At 71.5% G+C, this 16874-nt stretch carries 11 protein-coding genes; 8 read left to right on the top strand and 3 right to left on the bottom strand.

The window, feature by feature from the left end; genetic code table 11:
• Positions 1–101 precede the first annotated feature (101 nt).
• Complete coding sequence (locus ACGF5O_RS10695) at positions 102–2057, bottom strand: APC family permease (RefSeq protein WP_393809537.1); 1956 nt, start codon at positions 2055–2057, stop codon at positions 102–104.
• A gap of 400 nt (positions 2058–2457) precedes the next feature.
• A complete protein-coding gene (locus ACGF5O_RS10690) occupies positions 2458–4017 on the bottom strand; it encodes a Na+/H+ antiporter (protein WP_393809536.1) in 1560 nt (519 codons plus the stop codon).
• Positions 4018–4199: 182 nt separating this feature from the next.
• Between ACGF5O_RS10690 and ACGF5O_RS10685 the strand changes: the two genes are divergently transcribed.
• Together ACGF5O_RS10685 and ACGF5O_RS10680 are read left to right on the top strand one after the other, a co-directional pair.
• Entirely contained in the window at positions 4200–6719 is a 2520-nt protein-coding gene (locus tag ACGF5O_RS10685) for an ATP-binding protein (RefSeq protein ID WP_393809535.1), read from the top strand.
• Between the two features lie 177 nt (positions 6720–6896).
• Positions 6897–8720 carry a potassium channel family protein gene (locus ACGF5O_RS10680; protein WP_393809534.1) on the top strand — a complete coding sequence of 608 codons (1824 nt, stop codon included), beginning with the start codon at positions 6897–6899 and terminating at the stop codon, positions 8718–8720.
• On the opposite strand, the gene ACGF5O_RS10675 is transcribed toward ACGF5O_RS10680, so the two are convergent.
• Positions 8698–9246 carry a hypothetical protein gene (locus ACGF5O_RS10675; RefSeq protein ID WP_393809533.1) on the bottom strand — a complete coding sequence of 183 codons (549 nt, stop codon included), beginning with the start codon at positions 9244–9246 and terminating at the stop codon, positions 8698–8700. The genes ACGF5O_RS10680 and ACGF5O_RS10675 overlap by 23 nt on opposite strands.
• Before the next feature lie 236 nt (positions 9247–9482).
• Between ACGF5O_RS10675 and ACGF5O_RS10670 the strand changes: the two genes are divergently transcribed.
• From ACGF5O_RS10670 to ACGF5O_RS10645, 6 genes are all read left to right on the top strand, one after another.
• Positions 9483–11324: an APC family permease gene (locus ACGF5O_RS10670; RefSeq protein WP_393809532.1), complete on the top strand. Its 1842-nt coding sequence runs from the start codon at positions 9483–9485 to the stop codon at positions 11322–11324.
• A gap of 298 nt (positions 11325–11622) precedes the next feature.
• Complete coding sequence (kdpF, locus tag ACGF5O_RS10665; RefSeq protein ID WP_016434100.1) at positions 11623–11712, top strand: K(+)-transporting ATPase subunit F; 90 nt, start codon at positions 11623–11625, stop codon at positions 11710–11712.
• A 7-nt stretch (positions 11713–11719) separates the two neighbouring features.
• Positions 11720–13384, top strand: a complete 1665-nt coding sequence (kdpA, locus tag ACGF5O_RS10660; RefSeq protein ID WP_393809531.1) for a potassium-transporting ATPase subunit KdpA — start codon at positions 11720–11722, stop codon at positions 13382–13384.
• A 29-nt stretch (positions 13385–13413) separates the two neighbouring features.
• Positions 13414–15507: a potassium-transporting ATPase subunit KdpB gene (gene kdpB, locus ACGF5O_RS10655; RefSeq protein ID WP_393809578.1), complete on the top strand. Its 2094-nt coding sequence runs from the start codon at positions 13414–13416 to the stop codon at positions 15505–15507.
• Between the two features lie 5 nt (positions 15508–15512).
• A complete protein-coding gene (locus ACGF5O_RS10650; RefSeq protein ID WP_393809530.1) occupies positions 15513–16181 on the top strand; it encodes a potassium-transporting ATPase subunit C in 669 nt (222 codons plus the stop codon).
• 8 nt (positions 16182–16189) lie between these two features.
• A complete protein-coding gene (locus ACGF5O_RS10645; RefSeq protein WP_351494670.1) occupies positions 16190–16873 on the top strand; it encodes a response regulator transcription factor in 684 nt (227 codons plus the stop codon).
• The last annotated feature ends 1 nt before the right edge of the window (position 16874 follow it).

Below are 16874 nucleotides of genomic sequence, written 5' to 3'. Positions count from 1 at the left end.
GCCGACGGTAGGGGGCGGCGGAGGGTCGGGAACGACCGCTGACAGGGTTCTTATGCGGACCGTGCGGATATTGACGGGATTCTTACGCCGGGGTCCTGCCCTCAGCCCGTGTGGACGCGCGGCCGTCGGGCGCGGTCCGGCTCCGCCTCGCGCAGCACCTCCCGGGTGACCGGGGCGACCTCGCCCTGGCCGAAGAGGAAGAAGCGCAGGAAGTTGGCGAACGGGCCGCCCTCGGTCCACTCGAAGTAGATGTGCGGGATGCAGCCGGTCTCGTCGCGGACGTGCAGCAGCAGCGCGGCCAGGGCGTTCGGGATGGAGGCCGACTCCAGGGTCAGCACCCGGTAGCGGTTGTGCAGGACCTCGCCGCGGACGGACAGGCCCGCCTCGAACTCGGACGGGTCGGTGACCGTCACCTCGACGAAGACGAAGTCCTCCTGCTCGGGCATGTCGTTGTCGGCCCGGATCTGCTCGACCTTCTCGCGGTACTCGGCCTTGTCGCGCCGGTCCGGCTCGTTGGCGATGAACCGTATCTTGCGGCTGGCCATGTCGCGGATGAATCGTTCCGCCATGTCGTCGAGGGCCACGCTGGTCACGCGCAGCTCGAAGGCGCGGGCGAGGCGGGAGAGCAGCGAGACGAGGATGATGCCGACGATGAAGCAGGCACCGATCTTCACACCGTCGGGCCGCTCGATGACGTTCACGACGGTCGTGTAGAGGAAGACCGCCGAGATGACCCCGAACCCGATCGTCCACTTTCGCTGCCCGGCCTTGCGGGCGGCGATGGTCACCGCGACCGCGGCGGAGCTGATCAGCACCAGCACGCCGGTGGCGTAGGCGCCGCCCTGCGCGTCGACGTCGGCGTCGAAGATCCAGGTCACCAGGAAGGCGATCAGGGTGAAGACGATGACCATCGGGCGCACGGCGCGGGCCCAGTGCGGGGCCATGCCGTAGCGGGGCAGGTAGCGGGGCATCAGGTTGAGCAGGCCGGCCATCGCGGAGGCGCCGGCGAACCACAGGATGCAGATGGTCGAGACGTCGTAGACCGTGCCGAAGGCGTTGCCGAGGTATTCGTGCGACAGGTAGGCGAGTGCACGGCCGTTGGCGTCGCCGCCGGACTTGAACTCCTGCTCCGGGATCAGCAGCGTGGTGATGAAGCTGGTCGCGATCAGGAAGCAGCTCATGATCAGGGCGGCCGTGGTGAGCAGCTTCCTGGTGTCCCGGATCCGGCCGGTGGGCCGCTGTTCGGTGTCCTCCGGGTCGCCCTTGACGTGCGGCATGACGGCGACGCCGGTCTCGAAGCCGGACAGGCCGAGGGCGAGCTTCGGGAAGACGATCAGGGCGACGCCGATCATCACGAAGACGTTGCCGTGTTCCTGGGTGAGGGCGCTGGTCCAGTCGGTGATGACGTGCTCGGCGGTGATGACGTGGTAGAAGCCGACGATCACGACGACGACGTTCAGCGCGAGGTAGATGCCGACCAGGGCGACCGCGACACCGATCGCCTCCAGGAAGCCCTTGAGGAAGACCGCGCCCAGCAGGGCCACCAGGAACAGCGTGATGACCATCTGGTGGCCGTGCAGGGTGCTGGTCAGATGCGGGTTCTCCACCAGGTGGGTGGAGGCGTCGGCGGCCGACAGGGTGATGGTGATCAGGAAGTCGGTGGCGGCGAAGCCGAGCAGGGTCAGCACGAACAGCTTGCCCTGCCAGAAGGAGAGCAGCCGCTCCAGCATGGCGATGGAGCCCTCGCCGTGCGGGCTCTCCTCGGCGACGCGGCGGTAGACCGGCAGCGCTCCGGCCAGGGTGACTATGACGAGCACGATGGTCGCGATCGGCGACAGCAGGCCGGCCGCCAGGGCCGCGATGCCCGGCTGGTAGCCGAGGGTGGAGAAGTAGTCGACACCGGTCAGGCACATCACCCGCCACCAGCGCTGGCCCTGGTGCGCGGGTTCGGGCTGTGCGTGGGGGCCGGTGTGGCCGCCGCCCTTGCCCATGTCGGACAGCCCCTCCAGCATCCAGGCGCGCAGGCGACTGGGAGGGGGGTGTTCGGTCGTGGCCATGGGGTCGGCTCCTGGTGTCCGGCGCGGTGTGGTGCGGCGCAGTTCGATTCCGGCCATCACGCGGACGGCGGCACCAGCGTAAGCAGAGAGTGACGCGTGGGCCCTCGGATCGGAGGGAGCCAGGCGTCAAGCTTGCGTTAAGAATGCCCTGACAGACGGCGGTCGCGCATCAAGAAAGGGGGACCGGGAGGCCGTGGGGGGACGTTGGACTGTACGGGGGACGGCGGGCGGGTGCCGGGATCCGGACACCGTGCGTTATCGCTGCGCGAGCGGGGGCGTTGCCGTCCCCGCCGCCCGGCCCTGACCGGCCTCCGTGCAGGGGACGTTCAAGCGGTGCGGCCCTGAGCACCCCCTCGGACGGTGCCCGCGCGATCCAGGGGCGGCCCCTGGCCGCGGCGCGCTACGCGTCGGCCAGCCGGGCCTCCTCCAGGTCCAGGGACCGCTGGAGCCGCCTGCGGGTCGTGTCGCTGATCGTGTGCTCGTCGTACAGCCGGCGCAGCTCCGCCGCCTCCACCGCTATCAGGTCGCGCCGCAGCTGCCGGTAGACCAGGTCGGCCGACTCGACGGTGCTGTCGGTGAGGCGGTCGCGGGCGTCGTCGAGGCGGGCGTTGAGGCCGCGCCGGAGCCGGTCGAGGACCACGTCGGATACGGCCTCCAGCTCGGACAGCTCCTCCAGGCGCCGGATGCCCGCGTCGGCCAGCCGGCAGCGGGCGGCGGCCTCCTCGCGCTCGGTGTGGTCCGGTTCCAGGGCGATGCCGGAGCGGCGCACCACCGAGGCCAGGGAGAAGCCCTGCACGACCAGGGTGACGACCACGACCGACGTGGTGAGGACCAGCACCAGCGGGCGTTCGGTCAGCGCCGAGCCGTCCTTGGCCGTCACCGGGATCGACAGCGCGGCCGCCAGCGGCACCACGCCCCGGGTGCCGGCCCAGGTCAGCACCACCGGCACCCGCCAGTTCGGCCGCTGTATGCCGCCCTTGCGCTGCACCACCGCCGACAGCGGCGCCAGCCACAGCAGCCGTACCGCGATCAGCGTGCCGGCCACCGCCAGCGCGTACAGCGGCCAGGCCCGGTCGCCGTCGGACAGCGCCCGCACCTGGGCGGGCAGCGCGAGCCCTATCAGGCTGAAGACCACGCTCTCCAGCAGGAAGACCACCGTGCCGTAGACGGCGTGCAGCTGGAGCCTTATCCGGGCGTTGGTGAGCCGGTCGCCCCGGCCACCGAGGACCACGCCCGCCACGACCACCGACGTGACTCCGGAGGTGTGGGCCGCCTCCGCGAGGACGTACGCCGCGTACGGGGTGACCAGGGAGATCACCGTCTCCAGGACCGGGTCCTCGGTGCGCCGCCTGATCACCGTGACGACGGCGGCGACCAGCGCGCCGATCAGTGTGCCGCCGCCCGCGAGCAGCAGGAACTCGCCGCCCGCCGATCCCCAGTTCGCCGCCGCCGAGGCCACCGCGACGCTCACCGCGACCCGGTAGAGGACCAGCGAGGTCGCGTCGTTGAAGAGGCTCTCGGCCTGGACCAGCATCTGCACCCTGGGCGGCAGGGCGAGCCGGCGGCCGAGCGCGGTCACGGCGACCGGGTCGGTGCTGGCCAGGATCGCACCGAGCACCAGCGCCATCCGCCAGGACAGCGGGGTGACCAGGGAGGCGACCGCGCCGACGGCCGCCGCCGAGGCCAGCACCAGGCCGACCGCGAGCACGCTCACCGGCTTCCACACCGCGCGCAGCTCGCGCCAGGAGAGTTCCTCCGCGCTGGCGTAGAGCAGCGGCGGGAGAACGACGAGGCCGATGACCTCGGGGCTGATCTGGATCGTCGGGGTGCCCGGCAGCAGGGCCACGGCGAGGCCCGCGACCACGAGGAGGGAGGGGGCGGGGATCCGCCATCGGCGGGCGAAGGTCGCCACCACCGTGGCCAGTACCACGAGTGCGAGAACCGTACCCACGCCGCGCATGCCGTCCCCCTGGGGCCCAACGGGAGCCACTGTGACTCCCGGCCGACCAGACTTCCCGGCACACCGCCCTCACCCTATCCGGCCCGGGGCCGTCAAGACAGTGTCAACGTCGTCGTCGGCGGCGCCAGAGACGCGTCAAGAGACCGGACCCCGGGCTCCGGGGCGCGCTTGTCTTTGAGGTGATGAACGACGTACCGCGCGGACGGCTGAAAGTCTACCTCGGGGCCGCCCCAGGGGTCGGCAAGACCTACCGCATGCTCGACGAGGCCCGGCGCCGCGCGTCCCGGGGCGCGGACGTGGTGGTGGGGTACGTGGAGTGCCACGGACGCCCCCTGACCGAGGCCATGACCGACGGCCTGGAGGTCGTGGACCGGCTGCGCTGCGGCTACCGGGGCGGCGAGTTCGAGGAGATGGACGTCGCCGCCGTGCTCGCGCGCCGCCCGAAGGTCGCGATCGTCGACGAGTTCGCGCACACCAACATCCCCGGCGGCGGCCGGCACCCCAAGCGCTGGCAGGACATCGAGGACCTGCTCGCGGCCGGCACGGACGTGATCACCGCCGTCAACATCCAGCACCTCGCATCACTCAAGGACGTCGTCGAGAAGATCACCGGGGTGCCGCAGCACGAGACGGTGCCCGACGAGGTGGTCCGCCGGGCCGAGCAGATCGAGTTCGTCGACATCCCGCCGGAGGGCCTGCGCCGCCGGATGGCGCACGGCAACATCTACGCCCCGGAGAAGATCGACGCGGCCCTCGCCAACTACTTCCGCCCCGGCAACCTCACCGCCCTGCGCCAGCTGGCCCTGCTCTGGGTCGCCGACCGGGTCGACGAGGCCCTCCAGTCGTACCGCGCCGAACACGCCATCGGCGGGGTGTGGGAGACCCGCGAGCGGGTGGTGGTCGCGCTGACCGGCGGTCCGGAGGGCGACACGCTGGTACGGCGGGCCGCGCGCATCGCGGACCGGTCGGCGGGCGGCGACCTGCTCGCCGTGCACGTGGCCCGCAGCGACGGCCTGGCCGCCGGAGTCTCGCACGCCTCGCTGACCCGGCAGCGCCGGCTGGTCGAGGACCTCGGCGGCAGCTACCACTCGGTGGTCGGCGACGACGTGGCCACCGCCCTGGTGGAGTTCGCGCGCGCCGAGAACGCCACCCAGCTGGTCCTCGGCACCAGCCGCCGGGGCCGCCTGGAACGCTTCCTCACCGGACCGGGGACGGGGGAGGTCGTCACCGCGCTCTCCGGCGACATCGACGTCCACCGGGTGACGCACGAGCGGGCCGGCCGCGGCACCCTGCTGCCCTCCCGCCGCCGCACCCTCTCCACCGGCAGACTCATCGCCGGACCGGTCGCGGGGCTCGTCCTCCCCGTGCTGCTGACCGTCGCCCTCGCCCAGGTCCGCGGCACCGTCAACCTGACCAGCGAGGCCCTGCTGTTCCTGCTCGCGGTGGTCGGCGTGGCCTGCATAGGCGGGGTGACCTCCGCGGTGATCGCCTCCGTCACCGCGTCCCTGCTGCTGAACTACTGGTTCATCCCGCCGATCGGCCGGTTCACCCTCGACGACCCCAACGCCCTGCTGGCACTGGGGGTGTTCGCGGTCGTGGCCGCCACCGTCGCCGCGGTCGTCGACCGCTCGCTGCGGCTGTCCAGACGCGCGGCGCGGGCCACCGCCGAGGCGGAGACCATGTCGTCGCTGGCCGGCAGCATCGTGCGCGGCGGCCAGACCATCCCGGCGCTGCTGGAGCGCACCCGCGAGACCTTCGGCATGGACTCCGCCGAACTCGTAGACGAACCGCCGGACGGCGCCGACGCCACCGCCGTGCCCGCGGGCCCCGGCAACTACCTGGTGCTGCGCGGCCGTACGCCCTCCTCGTCGGAGCGGCGGGTGCTGGCCGCGTTCGCCGCGCACGTCGGCTCGGCGGTGGAGCGGGCCCGGCTCGCCCAGGCCGCCGCCGAGGTCGAACCGGTGCGCGCCGCCGACCGGATGCGCACCGCGCTGCTGCGGGCCGTCGGCCACGACCTGCGCACCCCGCTCGCGGCCGGCTGGGCGGCGGTCACCTCGCTGCGCAGCCGGGAGGTGGAGTTCTCCCCGGAGGACCGCGACGAACTGCTCGCCACCGCCGAGGAGTCCATGGCCCGGCTGAGCCGCCTCGTCGACAACCTCCTCGACCTCAGCCGCCTGGAGGCCGGCGTGCTGACCCTCAACCTGCGGGCCACCGCCCTGGAGGAGGTGCTGCCGACCGCCCTCGCCGACACCCCGACGGCCGAGGTGCACGGCGAACCGGAGGACATGCCGCCGCTGCTCGCCGACCCGCCGCTGCTGGAGCGCGTGATCGCCAACCTGGTCGGCAACGCGGCCCGCTACAGCCCGCCCGGCACACCCGTGCTGGTGACGGCGAGCGCGCTGGCCGGGCGCGCCGAGCTCCGGATCATCGACCGGGGCCCCGGGCTGCCCGCGACCGGCCGGGACCGGCTCTTCGAGCCCTTCCAGCGGCTCGGCGACACCGACAACACCACGGGGCTCGGCCTCGGACTCGCCCTCGCCCGCGGGCTCACCGAGGCGATGGACGGCACCCTGACTCCCGAGGACACCCCGGGCGGCGGACTGACCATGGTCGTCTCGCTGCCCCTGGCCGACCGGGCCCGGCCCTTCCGCACACCACAGCGCGTCGGAGGTGGCACGGAGGGGCCGATGGGCGCGGGCTGACCCGTGGGCTGGGGGCCCACCAGCCCGTGCCCGCTCCTACGTCTTGACATGTTCTTGGCGGAATTTTGAACGGCGGGCGGCGGTCCGGCCGGAACCGGCGTCACGGCAGGTGCCGTTCAGGCTGATGTGACGTCAACTTTGCTCGTACCAGCGGCATCCGGAGAGCGAACCGGCCACATGGTGATCTGCGGCGACGACGGCCTGGCGCACCGGCTCGCCGTCGAACTGGACGCGGTGTGCGGCGAGGTCGTCACCGTGGTCCTGCCGACCGCCGACGACGAGCACGGCGCCCGGGTCGCCGCCCTGCACCGCGACCCGGCGTCCGCGGTCCACCTGCACATCGCGGCCCGCCCGGACGAGGCCACCCTGCGCGCGGCCGGCGTGGCACGGGCCGCCGCGCTCGCCCTGACCTACCGCGACGACCAGGTCAACGTCACCGCGGCCCTGGTGGCCCGCGCGGTCAACCCCTCCGTACGGCTGGTCGTGCGGATGTTCAACCGGGAGCGCGGCAGCCACCTGGAACGGCTCCTCGACCGGGCGGCGGGCCTGTGCGACGCCCCCCTGCCGGACACCTCCACCACCGTGCTCTCCGACGCCGACACCGCCGTCCCGGAACTGGTCGCGGCGGCGGCCCTGGGGCACGGCCACACCCTCCAGGTCGAGGGCAAGGTCTTCCGCGGTGTCGTCCGGCCCGCGGGCACCCCGACGCACGCCGCCGACCTCGCCACCCTCGCCGTGCTCTCCGGCGCCCACGAGGACGACCCGGCCAGCCAGGACAGCGCCGAGACCTCCGGCGAGGACGGCACCCTGCTGCTGCCGGACGACCGGACCGCGTACCACCGGCAGTTCACCCACGGGCGGCTCATGCTGGAGGAGGTGGTCCACCTCGACTCGGCCGAACCGGCCCGCCGCGCCCGGCGGTTCCGGCCGCTGCGCTGGCTGCGGGCCCGGCTCGCCCACCTGCCGTGGCGGGTCTTCCGCTCCCGGCAACTGGCCGCCGTCTACGGCTCGTTGGCCGCCGTGGTGGTCGCGCTGTCCACCGCCACCGCGCTCTTCGCGGACGAGCATCCCTGGTGGAAGAACTTCTACCTGCCCCTGCTCGACATCTTCACCATGGGGGATCCGGCGACCGAGGAGTCGCCCGCCCGGCGCATACTCCAGCTGCTCGCCGGCTTCGTCGGGCTCGCCGTGCTGCCGCTCGTGGTCGCCGCGACCATGAACGCCACCGAGGCGTTCCGCACCGCCTCCGTGAACCACCCGCCCGACGACGACGTCAGCGGCCACATCGTCCTGGTCGGCCTCGGAATGGTCGGCACCCGGGTGCTGGACCGGCTGCGCAGCACCGGCCACCAGGTCGTGGCCATCGAGCGGGACCCGCGCGCCAGGGGCGTCGCGCTCGCCCGGGAACTCGGCGTCCCGCTGGTCCTGGAGGACGCCACCGCCCCCGGCGTCCTCGAACTCGCCCGGGTCCGGCAGTGCGGCTCCCTGCTCGTCCTCACCCGCGACGACGGCCAGAACCTCGACATCGTCATGACCGTCCGGGAGGCCAACCCCGGGGTGCGGGTGGTCACCCGGCTCTACGACGACGCCTTCGCCGCGACCGTCCAGCGCACGCTGCGGGCGTCCTACCCGGACGCGCTCACCCGGAGCAGAAGCGTTTCGGCGCTGGCCGCGCCGTCGTTCGCCGCCGCCATGATGGGGCGCCACGTGCTGGGGGTGATGCCCGTGGAGCGGGGATCGCTGCTGTTCACCTGCGTGGACGTGGCCGGGCATCCGGAGCTGGAGGGACGCTCGGTGCACCAGGCGTTCCGGCGGCGGGAGTGGCGGGTATTGGCGGTGGGGCCGGTCGGCGGGGGCAGCGCGGGACGGCCGGCCTTCGACTGGCGGCCGGCGCAGGGGCGGGTGCTGACGGCGGGGGACCGGGTGGTGATGGCCACCACCCGGCGCGGGCTCGACGTGCTGATGACGGGGGTGGGCGCTACTCCAGGCCCGACGCCTTGAAGACGCCCAGCGCGTTCTCGCGCTCAACCTGTTCACCGAGGTGGCTCAGGGCGGTCGACCCGCAGAGCAGGGTGCCGGCCGCCGCGGCCTTGCGGGCGCCGGCGTCGACGCGCAGCCACAGGTCGGGGTTGTCGACGAGGACTTGAGGGTCGATCTCCAGCCGGTCGCCGAAGGCGTCCCGGAGCAGCAGGCGGGGGGAGACGCCGTCCAGGCGGCGGACCGAGACCAGGCGGTCGGTGCGGACCCTGCGGGTGCGCAGCAGCCGGCGCGAGGTGAGCCAGCCGTCGCCGGCACGGACCCTGGCGGGGCAGAGGACGCCGAAGAGGAGCAGGGCGAGGGTGGTCCAGAGGGTGCCGCGCCACCAGGTGAACGTCCCTGATCCCCAGTCGATGAGGAGGAGCAGGGCGAGGAGGGCGCCTGCGCAACGGGCCGATGCGTAGACGTCTTTGGACCAGCGGGGGTCCTCGGAGGGCGGCATGGGGTGACGGTAGGGAGCGGTGGCGGGCGGCGTCAGCAGGTGGGGCATGTCTTTGACGGGACTCTGACGGTTGTGGGGCACTGCGGGCCGGCGCGGGCTTGTCGCGCAGTTCCCCGCGCCCCTTTCAGGGGCGCTGCCGTCAAGGGCGTGTCAAAGTCGCACCCTCTCGCGCGAAGAACGCGCAAGGGGTTGGCGGAGGTGGTCGGGGCGGGACAGAACCTGGTCGCGTCGCGCGCGGTACTCCGTGCGCGAGACGTATGTCCCGTTCGCCAAGGAGCACCCCCATGTCCGTACTGACCGCCGAACCGGGGGCCGTGCCCGCCGGTGAGGAGCCGCCCGATACCGGAGAACGGCATCGCCTCACCGCGGTGACCGGTCTCGCCGCGCTGTCGCTGGACGCGATGGCGTCGGTGGCGTACGGGCCGGAGGCCATCGTGCTGGTGCTGGCCGCCGCCGGTGCGCACGGGCTCGGCTTCACGCTGCCCGTCACGCTCGCGATCACGGCCCTGCTCGCGGTGCTCGTCGCCTCGTACCGGCAGGTCATCGCGGCCTTCCCGGACGGCGGCGGCTCCTACGCCGTGGCCCGGACCCACCTCGGGGCGCGGACCAGCCTGGTCGCCGCCGCCTCCCTGGTGCTCGACTACGTGCTGAACGTCGCCGTCGCCGTCACCGCCGGGGTCGCCGCCCTCACCTCCGCCTTCCCGGCGCTGTACCCGCACCGGCTGGTGCTGTGCCTGGCCGTGCTGGTGCTGGTCACCGGGGTGAACCTGCGGGGCATCGTGGAGTCGGCCAAGGCCTTCATCGTGCCGACGGCGGTGTTCGTCGGGGCGATCTTCGTGCTGATCGTGGCGGGGCTCTTCCGGTCCTCCCCGGCCAGCACGGTCACCGCCGCCGGGCATGCCTCCGTGCTCGCCGACAACGCCTCCGGCGTGGGCGCGCTGCTCCTGCTGAAAGCTTTCGCCTCCGGTTGTGCCGCCCTCACCGGCGTCGAGGCCATCGCCAACGCCGTGCCCTCCTTCCGGGTGCCCCGCGTCAGGCGGGCCCAGCACGCCGAGGTCGCCCTGGGCGCGGTGCTGGGCGCGATGCTCGTCGGGCTCTCCGTGCTGATCTCCCGCTTCCACCTCCAGCCGGTCGCGGGCGTGACCGTCCTGGCCCAGCTCGCCGACGCCTCCCTCGGCCACAACTGGGGCTTCTACGTCATCCAGTTCGCCACGATGATCCTGCTGGCGCTGTCCGCGAACACCAGCTTCGGCGGGCTGCCGGTGCTGCTGAAGCTGCTCGCCCGGGACAACTACCTGCCGCACGTCTTCGCGCTCAAGGCCGACCGGCAGGTCCACCGGCACGGTGTGCTCGCCCTGGCCGTCGTCTCGGCCGCGCTGCTGGTGTTCTCCGGCGGCGACACCAACACGCTGGTGCCGATGTTCGCCATCGGGGTCTTCGTCGGCTTCACCGTCGCCCAGGTCGGGATGGTGCGGCACTGGCGGCTGGAGCGGGGGACCGGCTGGCGCGGGAAGGCACTGCTCAACGGGTTCGGGGCGGTCCTGACCGGGGTCGCCACCGTCGTGGTCACCGCCGGCAAGTTCACCGAGGGCGCCTGGCTCGTCGTGGTCATGCTGCCGCTGCTCGTCGGTGCCTTCGCCGCCGTGCACCGTGCCTACGGGCGGATCGGGGAGAGGCTCGGGCTCGGGCGGATCCCCGATCCGCCGCACCGGGAGCGGTCGGTCGTGATCGTGCCGGTGTCGTCGCTGTCCCGGCTCACCTCCGAGGCGCTCTCCGCCGCCGCCTCCCTGGGCGACGAGGTGCGGGCCGTGACCGTCTGCCACCCCGACCCCGAGGACCGGGCCCAGCTGCACGCCCTGGAGCGCGCCTGGGCCGAGTGGGACCCCGGCGTGCCACTGGTCCGGCTCACCTGTGAGCGGCGCACCCTGGGCCGCCCCATCGCCGCCTACGTCCGTCAGGTGAGCGCGGCCGAGCCGGCCACCCAGGTGACCGTGCTGATCCCGGAGACCGAGCCGGAGCGGCTCTGGCAGCGGCTGCTGCAGAACCAGCGCGGTGCCGTCGTCGCGCATGCCGTGCGCAAGGAGACCGACGCGGTGATCTGCCGGCTGCGGTTCCGCCTGTCCTGACGCCTCCGGGGCTCCTGAGATCGGCGTTCCCCCAGTTCACGGGGGGTTCGGCGGCCGAATGGCGCGTTCCGGTCGCGGGTTGGTCGCGGCCGCGTAAGAGTCCCGTCAAAGGCGTGAACACCGCCGTAAGGGACCCGTCAACGGCGGCTGGATCCGGCCAGAAAGGCGCTTTCCTCTAACAGTCCAAGTCCGTTCCGAACCTCATCCAGGAGTTCACGATGGCCGATCTGGCCTTCGTCGTCACCGTGCTCGCGGGTTTCGCGCTGGTGGCCCTCGTCGCCAAGGGGGTGACGAAGCTGTGACCGCCGAGAACATCGTCGGCCTCGTCGTGGCCGTCGCCCTGCTGGGCTATCTCGTCCTCGCCCTGATCTTCCCGGAGAGGTTCTGAGACACCCATGGGTCCCGTAACCGCCGCCGTGCTCCAGCTCGTCGCGCTCATAGGCGCGCTGGCGCTCTGCTACATCCCCTTCGGCAACTACATGGCCAGGGTCTACACCTCCGACAAGCACTGGCGTGTCGAGAAGTGGATCTACAAGGGCATCGGCGCCAACCCCGACACCGAGATGCGCTGGCCCGCCTATCTGCGCGGGGTCCTCGCCTTCTCCCTGATCGGCGTCCTCTTCCTCTACCTCCTCCAGCGGCTCCAGGGCATCCTGCCCGGCTCGCTGAACTTCTCCTCCGTCAACCCGGCGCAGTCGTTCAACACGGCCGTCTCCTTCGTGACCAACACGAACTGGCAGTCGTACTACGGCGAGCAGACCATGGGTCACGTCGTGCAGACGGCCGGTCTCGCCGTGCAGAACTTCGTGTCGGCGGCTGTCGGTATCGCCGTCGCGGTGGCGCTGGTGCGTGGCTTCGCCCGCTCGCGCACCGGTGAGATCGGCAACTTCTGGTCCGACCTGGTCCGGGGTGTCATCCGCATCCTGGTGCCGTTCGCCGCCGTCGCCGCGGTGATCCTGGTCGCCTGCGGTGCCGTCCAGAACTTCTCCGGCATCCACGAGGTCGGTCAGTTCATGGGTGGTTCGCAGCAGTGGAACGGTGGCGCGGTCGCCTCCCAGGAGGCCATCAAGGAGCTGGGTACCAACGGTGGCGGTTACTTCAACGCCAACTCGGCCCACCCCTTCGAGAACCCGACCCCGTTCACGAACCTGTTCGAGATCTTCCTGATCCTGCTGATCCCGTTCGCTCTGACCCGCACCTTCGGTGTGATGGTCGGCTCGGTGAAGCAGGGTTACGCGATCCTCGCGACGATGTTCACCATCTGGCTCGGCTTCGTGGCCCTGATGATGTGGACCGAGTTCGCCCACCACGGCCCGGCGCTCCAGCTCGCGGGCGGTGCGTACGAGGGCAAGGAGGTCCGCTTCGGGGTCGGCGGCTCGTCGATCTTCGCGGTGTCGACGACGTTGACGTCGACGGGTGCGGTGGACTCCTTCCACTCCTCGTTCACGGGACTGGGCGGTGGGATCACGCTGCTCAGCATGATGCTGGGCGAGATCGCGCCCGGCGGTACCGGCTCCGGCCTCTACGGCATCCTGATCATGGCGATCATCGCGGTGTTCATCGCCGGCCTGATGGTCGGCCGTACGCCCGAGTACCTGGGCAAGAAGATCGGCGCCCGTGAGATCAAGCTGTCGGCGATCTACATCCTGATCACTCCGGCGCTCGCGCTGGTCTTCGCGGCGGTCTCGATGGCGTTGCCGACTCCGCCGCACTCGATGCTCAACCCGGGTGCGCACGGGTTCTCCGAGGTGCTGTACGCCTTCACCTCGGCGGCCAACAACAACGGCTCGGCCTTCGCCGGCCTGAACGCGAACACCGACTGGTTCAACACCATGACCGGACTCGCGATGCTGTTCGGCCGCTTCCTGCCGATGGTGTTCGTGCTGGCGCTGGCCGGCTCGCTCGCCGAGCAGAAGCCCGTCCCGGCCACGGCCGGCACCCTGCGCACCGAGAAGCCGCTCTTCACCGGCCTGCTGGTCGGCGCGATCCTGATCATCACCGGTCTGACCTACTTCCCGGCCCTCGCGCTGGGGCCGCTGGCCGAGGGGCTGGCGTCGTGACCACCCGAACGGAAGCCCACGAGGACACCATGTCCACTCCCACCCTTGCGCCCCACCAGGACGCGCCCACCGGGCACAAGCCGGCCGAAGGACGTGTCGGCGCGGGCCTGTTCGACCCCAAGCAGTTGATCAGGTCGCTCCCCGAGGCCTGCCGCAAGCTCGACCCGCGGGTGATGGTCAAGTCGCCCGTGATGTTCGTGGTGTGGGTCGGCTCGATCCTGACCACGGTCTTCTCCTTCAAGGACCCGGGCGACTGGTTCGGCTGGACCATCAGCGCCTGGCTGTGGCTGACCGTGATCTTCGCCAACCTCGCGGAGGCGGTCGCCGAGGGCCGCGGCAAGGCCCAGGCGGACACCTTGCGCAAGGCCAAGACCGACACCGTCGCCCGGCGGCTGACCGGCTCCACCGAGGAGCAGGTGCCCGGCACCGAGCTGCGGATCGGTGACCTGGTCGTCTGCGAGGCCGGCGACATCATCCCCGGTGACGGCGACGTCGTCGAGGGCGTCGCCTCGGTCGACGAGTCGGCGATCACCGGTGAGTCGGCCCCCGTCATCCGCGAGTCCGGCGGCGACCGCTCCGCCGTGACCGGCGGTACGAAGGTGCTCTCCGACCGGATCGTCATCAAGATCACGACGAAGCCGGGCGAGACCTTCATCGACCGGATGATCAGCCTCGTCGAGGGCGCGGCCCGGCAGAAGACGCCGAACGAGATCGCGCTGAACATCCTGCTCGCCTCGCTGACCATCGTCTTCCTGCTGGCCGTGGCCACCCTGCCGCCGTTCGCCGACTACGCGGGCACCCACCTGACGATGGTCGTGCTGGTCGCCCTCCTTGTCTGCCTCATCCCGACCACCATCGGCGCGCTGCTCTCCGCGATCGGCATCGCCGGCATGGACCGGCTGGTGCAGCGCAACGTGCTCGCCATGTCCGGGCGTGCGGTCGAGGCCGCCGGTGACGTCTCCACCCTGCTGCTCGACAAGACCGGCACCATCACCCTCGGCAACCGCCAGGCCTCCGAGTTCGTGCCGGTGCGCGGGGTCACCGAGGCCGAGGTGGCCGACGCCGCCCAGCTGTCGTCGCTGGCCGACGAGACCCCCGAGGGCCGCTCCATCGTCGTCCTGGCGAAGGAGAAGTACGGGCTGCGCGAGCGGCACCAGGGCGAGCTGGCGCACGCCGAGTGGATCGCCTTCACCGCCCAGACCCGCATGTCGGGCGTGGACGTGGACGGCCGGAAGATCCGCAAGGGCGCGGCCGGTTCGGTCATCGCCTGGGTTCGCGAGCAGGGCGGCACGGTCGCCGAGGACGCCGACACCCTCGCGGGCGCCATCTCCGAGTCCGGCGGCACCCCGCTGCTGGTCGCGGTCGACGACGCCGACGGCGCCCGGGTCCTGGGCGTCATCCACCTCAAGGACGTCGTCAAGGAGGGCATGCGCGAGCGGTTCGAGGAACTGCGCCGCATGGGCATCAAGACCGTCATGATCACGGGTGACAACCCGCTGACCGCACGGGCGATCGCCGAGGAGGCCGGCGTCGACGACTTCCTCGCCGAGGCCACCCCCGAGGACAAGATGGCCCTCATCAAGCGGGAGCAGGCCGGCGGCAAGCTGGTCGCGATGACCGGTGACGGCACGAACGACGCGCCGGCGCTCGCCCAGGCCGACGTCGGCGTGGCGATGAACACCGGTACGTCGGCCGCGAAGGAGGCCGGCAACATGGTCGACCTCGACTCCAACCCGACCAAGCTCATCGAGATCGTCGAGATCGGCAAGCAGCTGCTGATCACGCGCGGTGCGCTGACCACGTTCTCCATCGCCAACGACGTCGCGAAGTACTTCGCGATCATCCCGGCCATGTTCGCCGTGGTCTACCCGGGCCTGGACAAGCTCAACATCATGCACCTGTCCTCGCCCAGCTCCGCGATCCTGTCGGCCGTCGTCTTCAACGCGCTGATCATCATCGCGCTGGTGCCGCTCTCCCTGAAGGGCGTGCAGTACCGGCCGGTCAGTGCGGACAAGATGCTCCGCCGGAACCTCGGGATCTACGGCCTCGGCGGCCTGATCGCCCCGTTCATCGGCATCAAGATCATCGACCTGCTCATCTCCCTCATCCCCGGAATCGGCTGATCGCCATGAACAACTCCGTTACGAACACCGCCCGGTTGCTGGGCGCGGCGCTGCGGGCGCTGCTGGTGCTGACCCTGGTGACGGGCGTCGTCTATCCGCTGGTCGTCACCGGCATCGCCCAGGCCGCGTTCCACAACAAGGCGAACGGCTCCGAGGTCAAGGCGGACGGCAAGGTCGTCGGCTCGTCCCTGATCGGGCAGTCCTACAACCTGCCGCTGAAGAAGGGCCAGGAGACCCCGGACGCCGCGCTCCAGTGGTTCCAGGGCCGCCCGGCGAACGGACTCGGCAGCAACAGCGTCAACACCCGGTACAAGCTGATCCTTTCGGGTGCGACCAACCTCGCCGCCGACAACAAGGTGCTGATCCAGCAGGTGAAGGACGCCAAGGCCGCCGTCGTCAAGGACAACTCGGTGCCCGGCTACACGGTCACGCCCTCCCAGGTACCGGCCGACGCCGTCACCTCCTCGGGCTCCGGTCTGGACCCGGACATCTCCCCGGCCTACGCCGAGCTCCAGGTTCACCGGGTCGCCGAGAAGAACGGCCTCTCCGTCGACCGGGTCGAGAAGCTGGTCGAGGACCACACCACGGGCCGCACCCTCGGCTTCATCGGGGAGCCCCGGGTGAACGTCCTCGAACTCAACATCGCGCTGAAGGACCTGACCAAGGGCAGTTGAGAGAACCGATGACCCGAGTGCTGGTCGTGGAAGACGACCCCCAGCTCGTACGGGCACTCGTGATCAACATGCAGGCCCGCCAGTACGGAGTGGACGCGGCGCCCGACGGCGCCACGGCCCTCCGGCTGGCGGCCGCGCGTCAGCCTGACGTGGTGATGCTCGACCTCGGACTGCCCGACATGGACGGGGTCGACGTCATCAAGGCGCTGCGTGGCTGGACCCGCGTACCGATCCTGGTGCTGTCCGCACGGCAGGCCTCCGACGAGAAGGTCGCCGCGCTGGACGCGGGTGCCGACGACTACATCACCAAACCGTTCAGCATGGACGAACTCCTCGCCAGGCTGCGGGCCGCGGTCCGCCGCACCGAGGACGTGCCGCTCGCCCCCGAGACCACCCGGGTGGAGACGGCCGACTTCACCATCGACCTGCTCGCCAAGAAGGCGGTGCGGGCCGGTCACGACGTACGGCTCACCCCCACCGAGTGGCATCTGCTGGAGATACTGGTCACCAACCCCGGCCGGCTCGTCACGCAGAAGCACCTGCTGCGCGAGGTGTGGGGAGTCACCCAGAGCAGCAAGACCAACTACCTGCGGGTCTACATGGCCCAGCTCCGCCGCAAGCTGGAGGCGGACCCCTCGCACCCCCGGTACCTGATCACCGAGCCCGGCATGGGCTACCGCTTCGAAGGATGAC

Source organism: Streptomyces sp. NPDC048291, from assembly GCF_043201715.1.
Lineage (GTDB): Bacteria > Actinomycetota > Actinomycetes > Streptomycetales > Streptomycetaceae > Streptomyces.
This window is presented reverse-complemented; position numbering and strand designations above follow the sequence as displayed.

Excerpts from the sequence above, each read along its gene's own strand:
- ACGF5O_RS10695 (WP_393809537.1), bottom strand. The coding sequence starts at position 2,057 with ATGGCCACGACCGAACACCCCCCTCCCAGTCGCCTGCGCGCCTGGATG.
- ACGF5O_RS10690 (WP_393809536.1), bottom strand. The coding sequence starts at position 4,017 with ATGCGCGGCGTGGGTACGGTTCTCGCACTCGTGGTACTGGCCACGGTG.
- ACGF5O_RS10685 (WP_393809535.1), top strand. The coding sequence starts at position 4,200 with ATGAACGACGTACCGCGCGGACGGCTGAAAGTCTACCTCGGGGCCGCC.
- ACGF5O_RS10680 (WP_393809534.1), top strand. The coding sequence starts at position 6,897 with ATGGTGATCTGCGGCGACGACGGCCTGGCGCACCGGCTCGCCGTCGAA.
- ACGF5O_RS10675 (WP_393809533.1), bottom strand. The coding sequence starts at position 9,246 with ATGCCCCACCTGCTGACGCCGCCCGCCACCGCTCCCTACCGTCACCCC.
- ACGF5O_RS10670 (WP_393809532.1), top strand. The coding sequence starts at position 9,483 with ATGTCCGTACTGACCGCCGAACCGGGGGCCGTGCCCGCCGGTGAGGAG.
- kdpA (WP_393809531.1), top strand. The coding sequence starts at position 11,720 with ATGGGTCCCGTAACCGCCGCCGTGCTCCAGCTCGTCGCGCTCATAGGC.
- kdpB (WP_393809578.1), top strand. The coding sequence starts at position 13,414 with ATGTCCACTCCCACCCTTGCGCCCCACCAGGACGCGCCCACCGGGCAC.
- ACGF5O_RS10650 (WP_393809530.1), top strand. The coding sequence starts at position 15,513 with ATGAACAACTCCGTTACGAACACCGCCCGGTTGCTGGGCGCGGCGCTG.
- ACGF5O_RS10645 (WP_351494670.1), top strand. The coding sequence starts at position 16,190 with ATGACCCGAGTGCTGGTCGTGGAAGACGACCCCCAGCTCGTACGGGCA.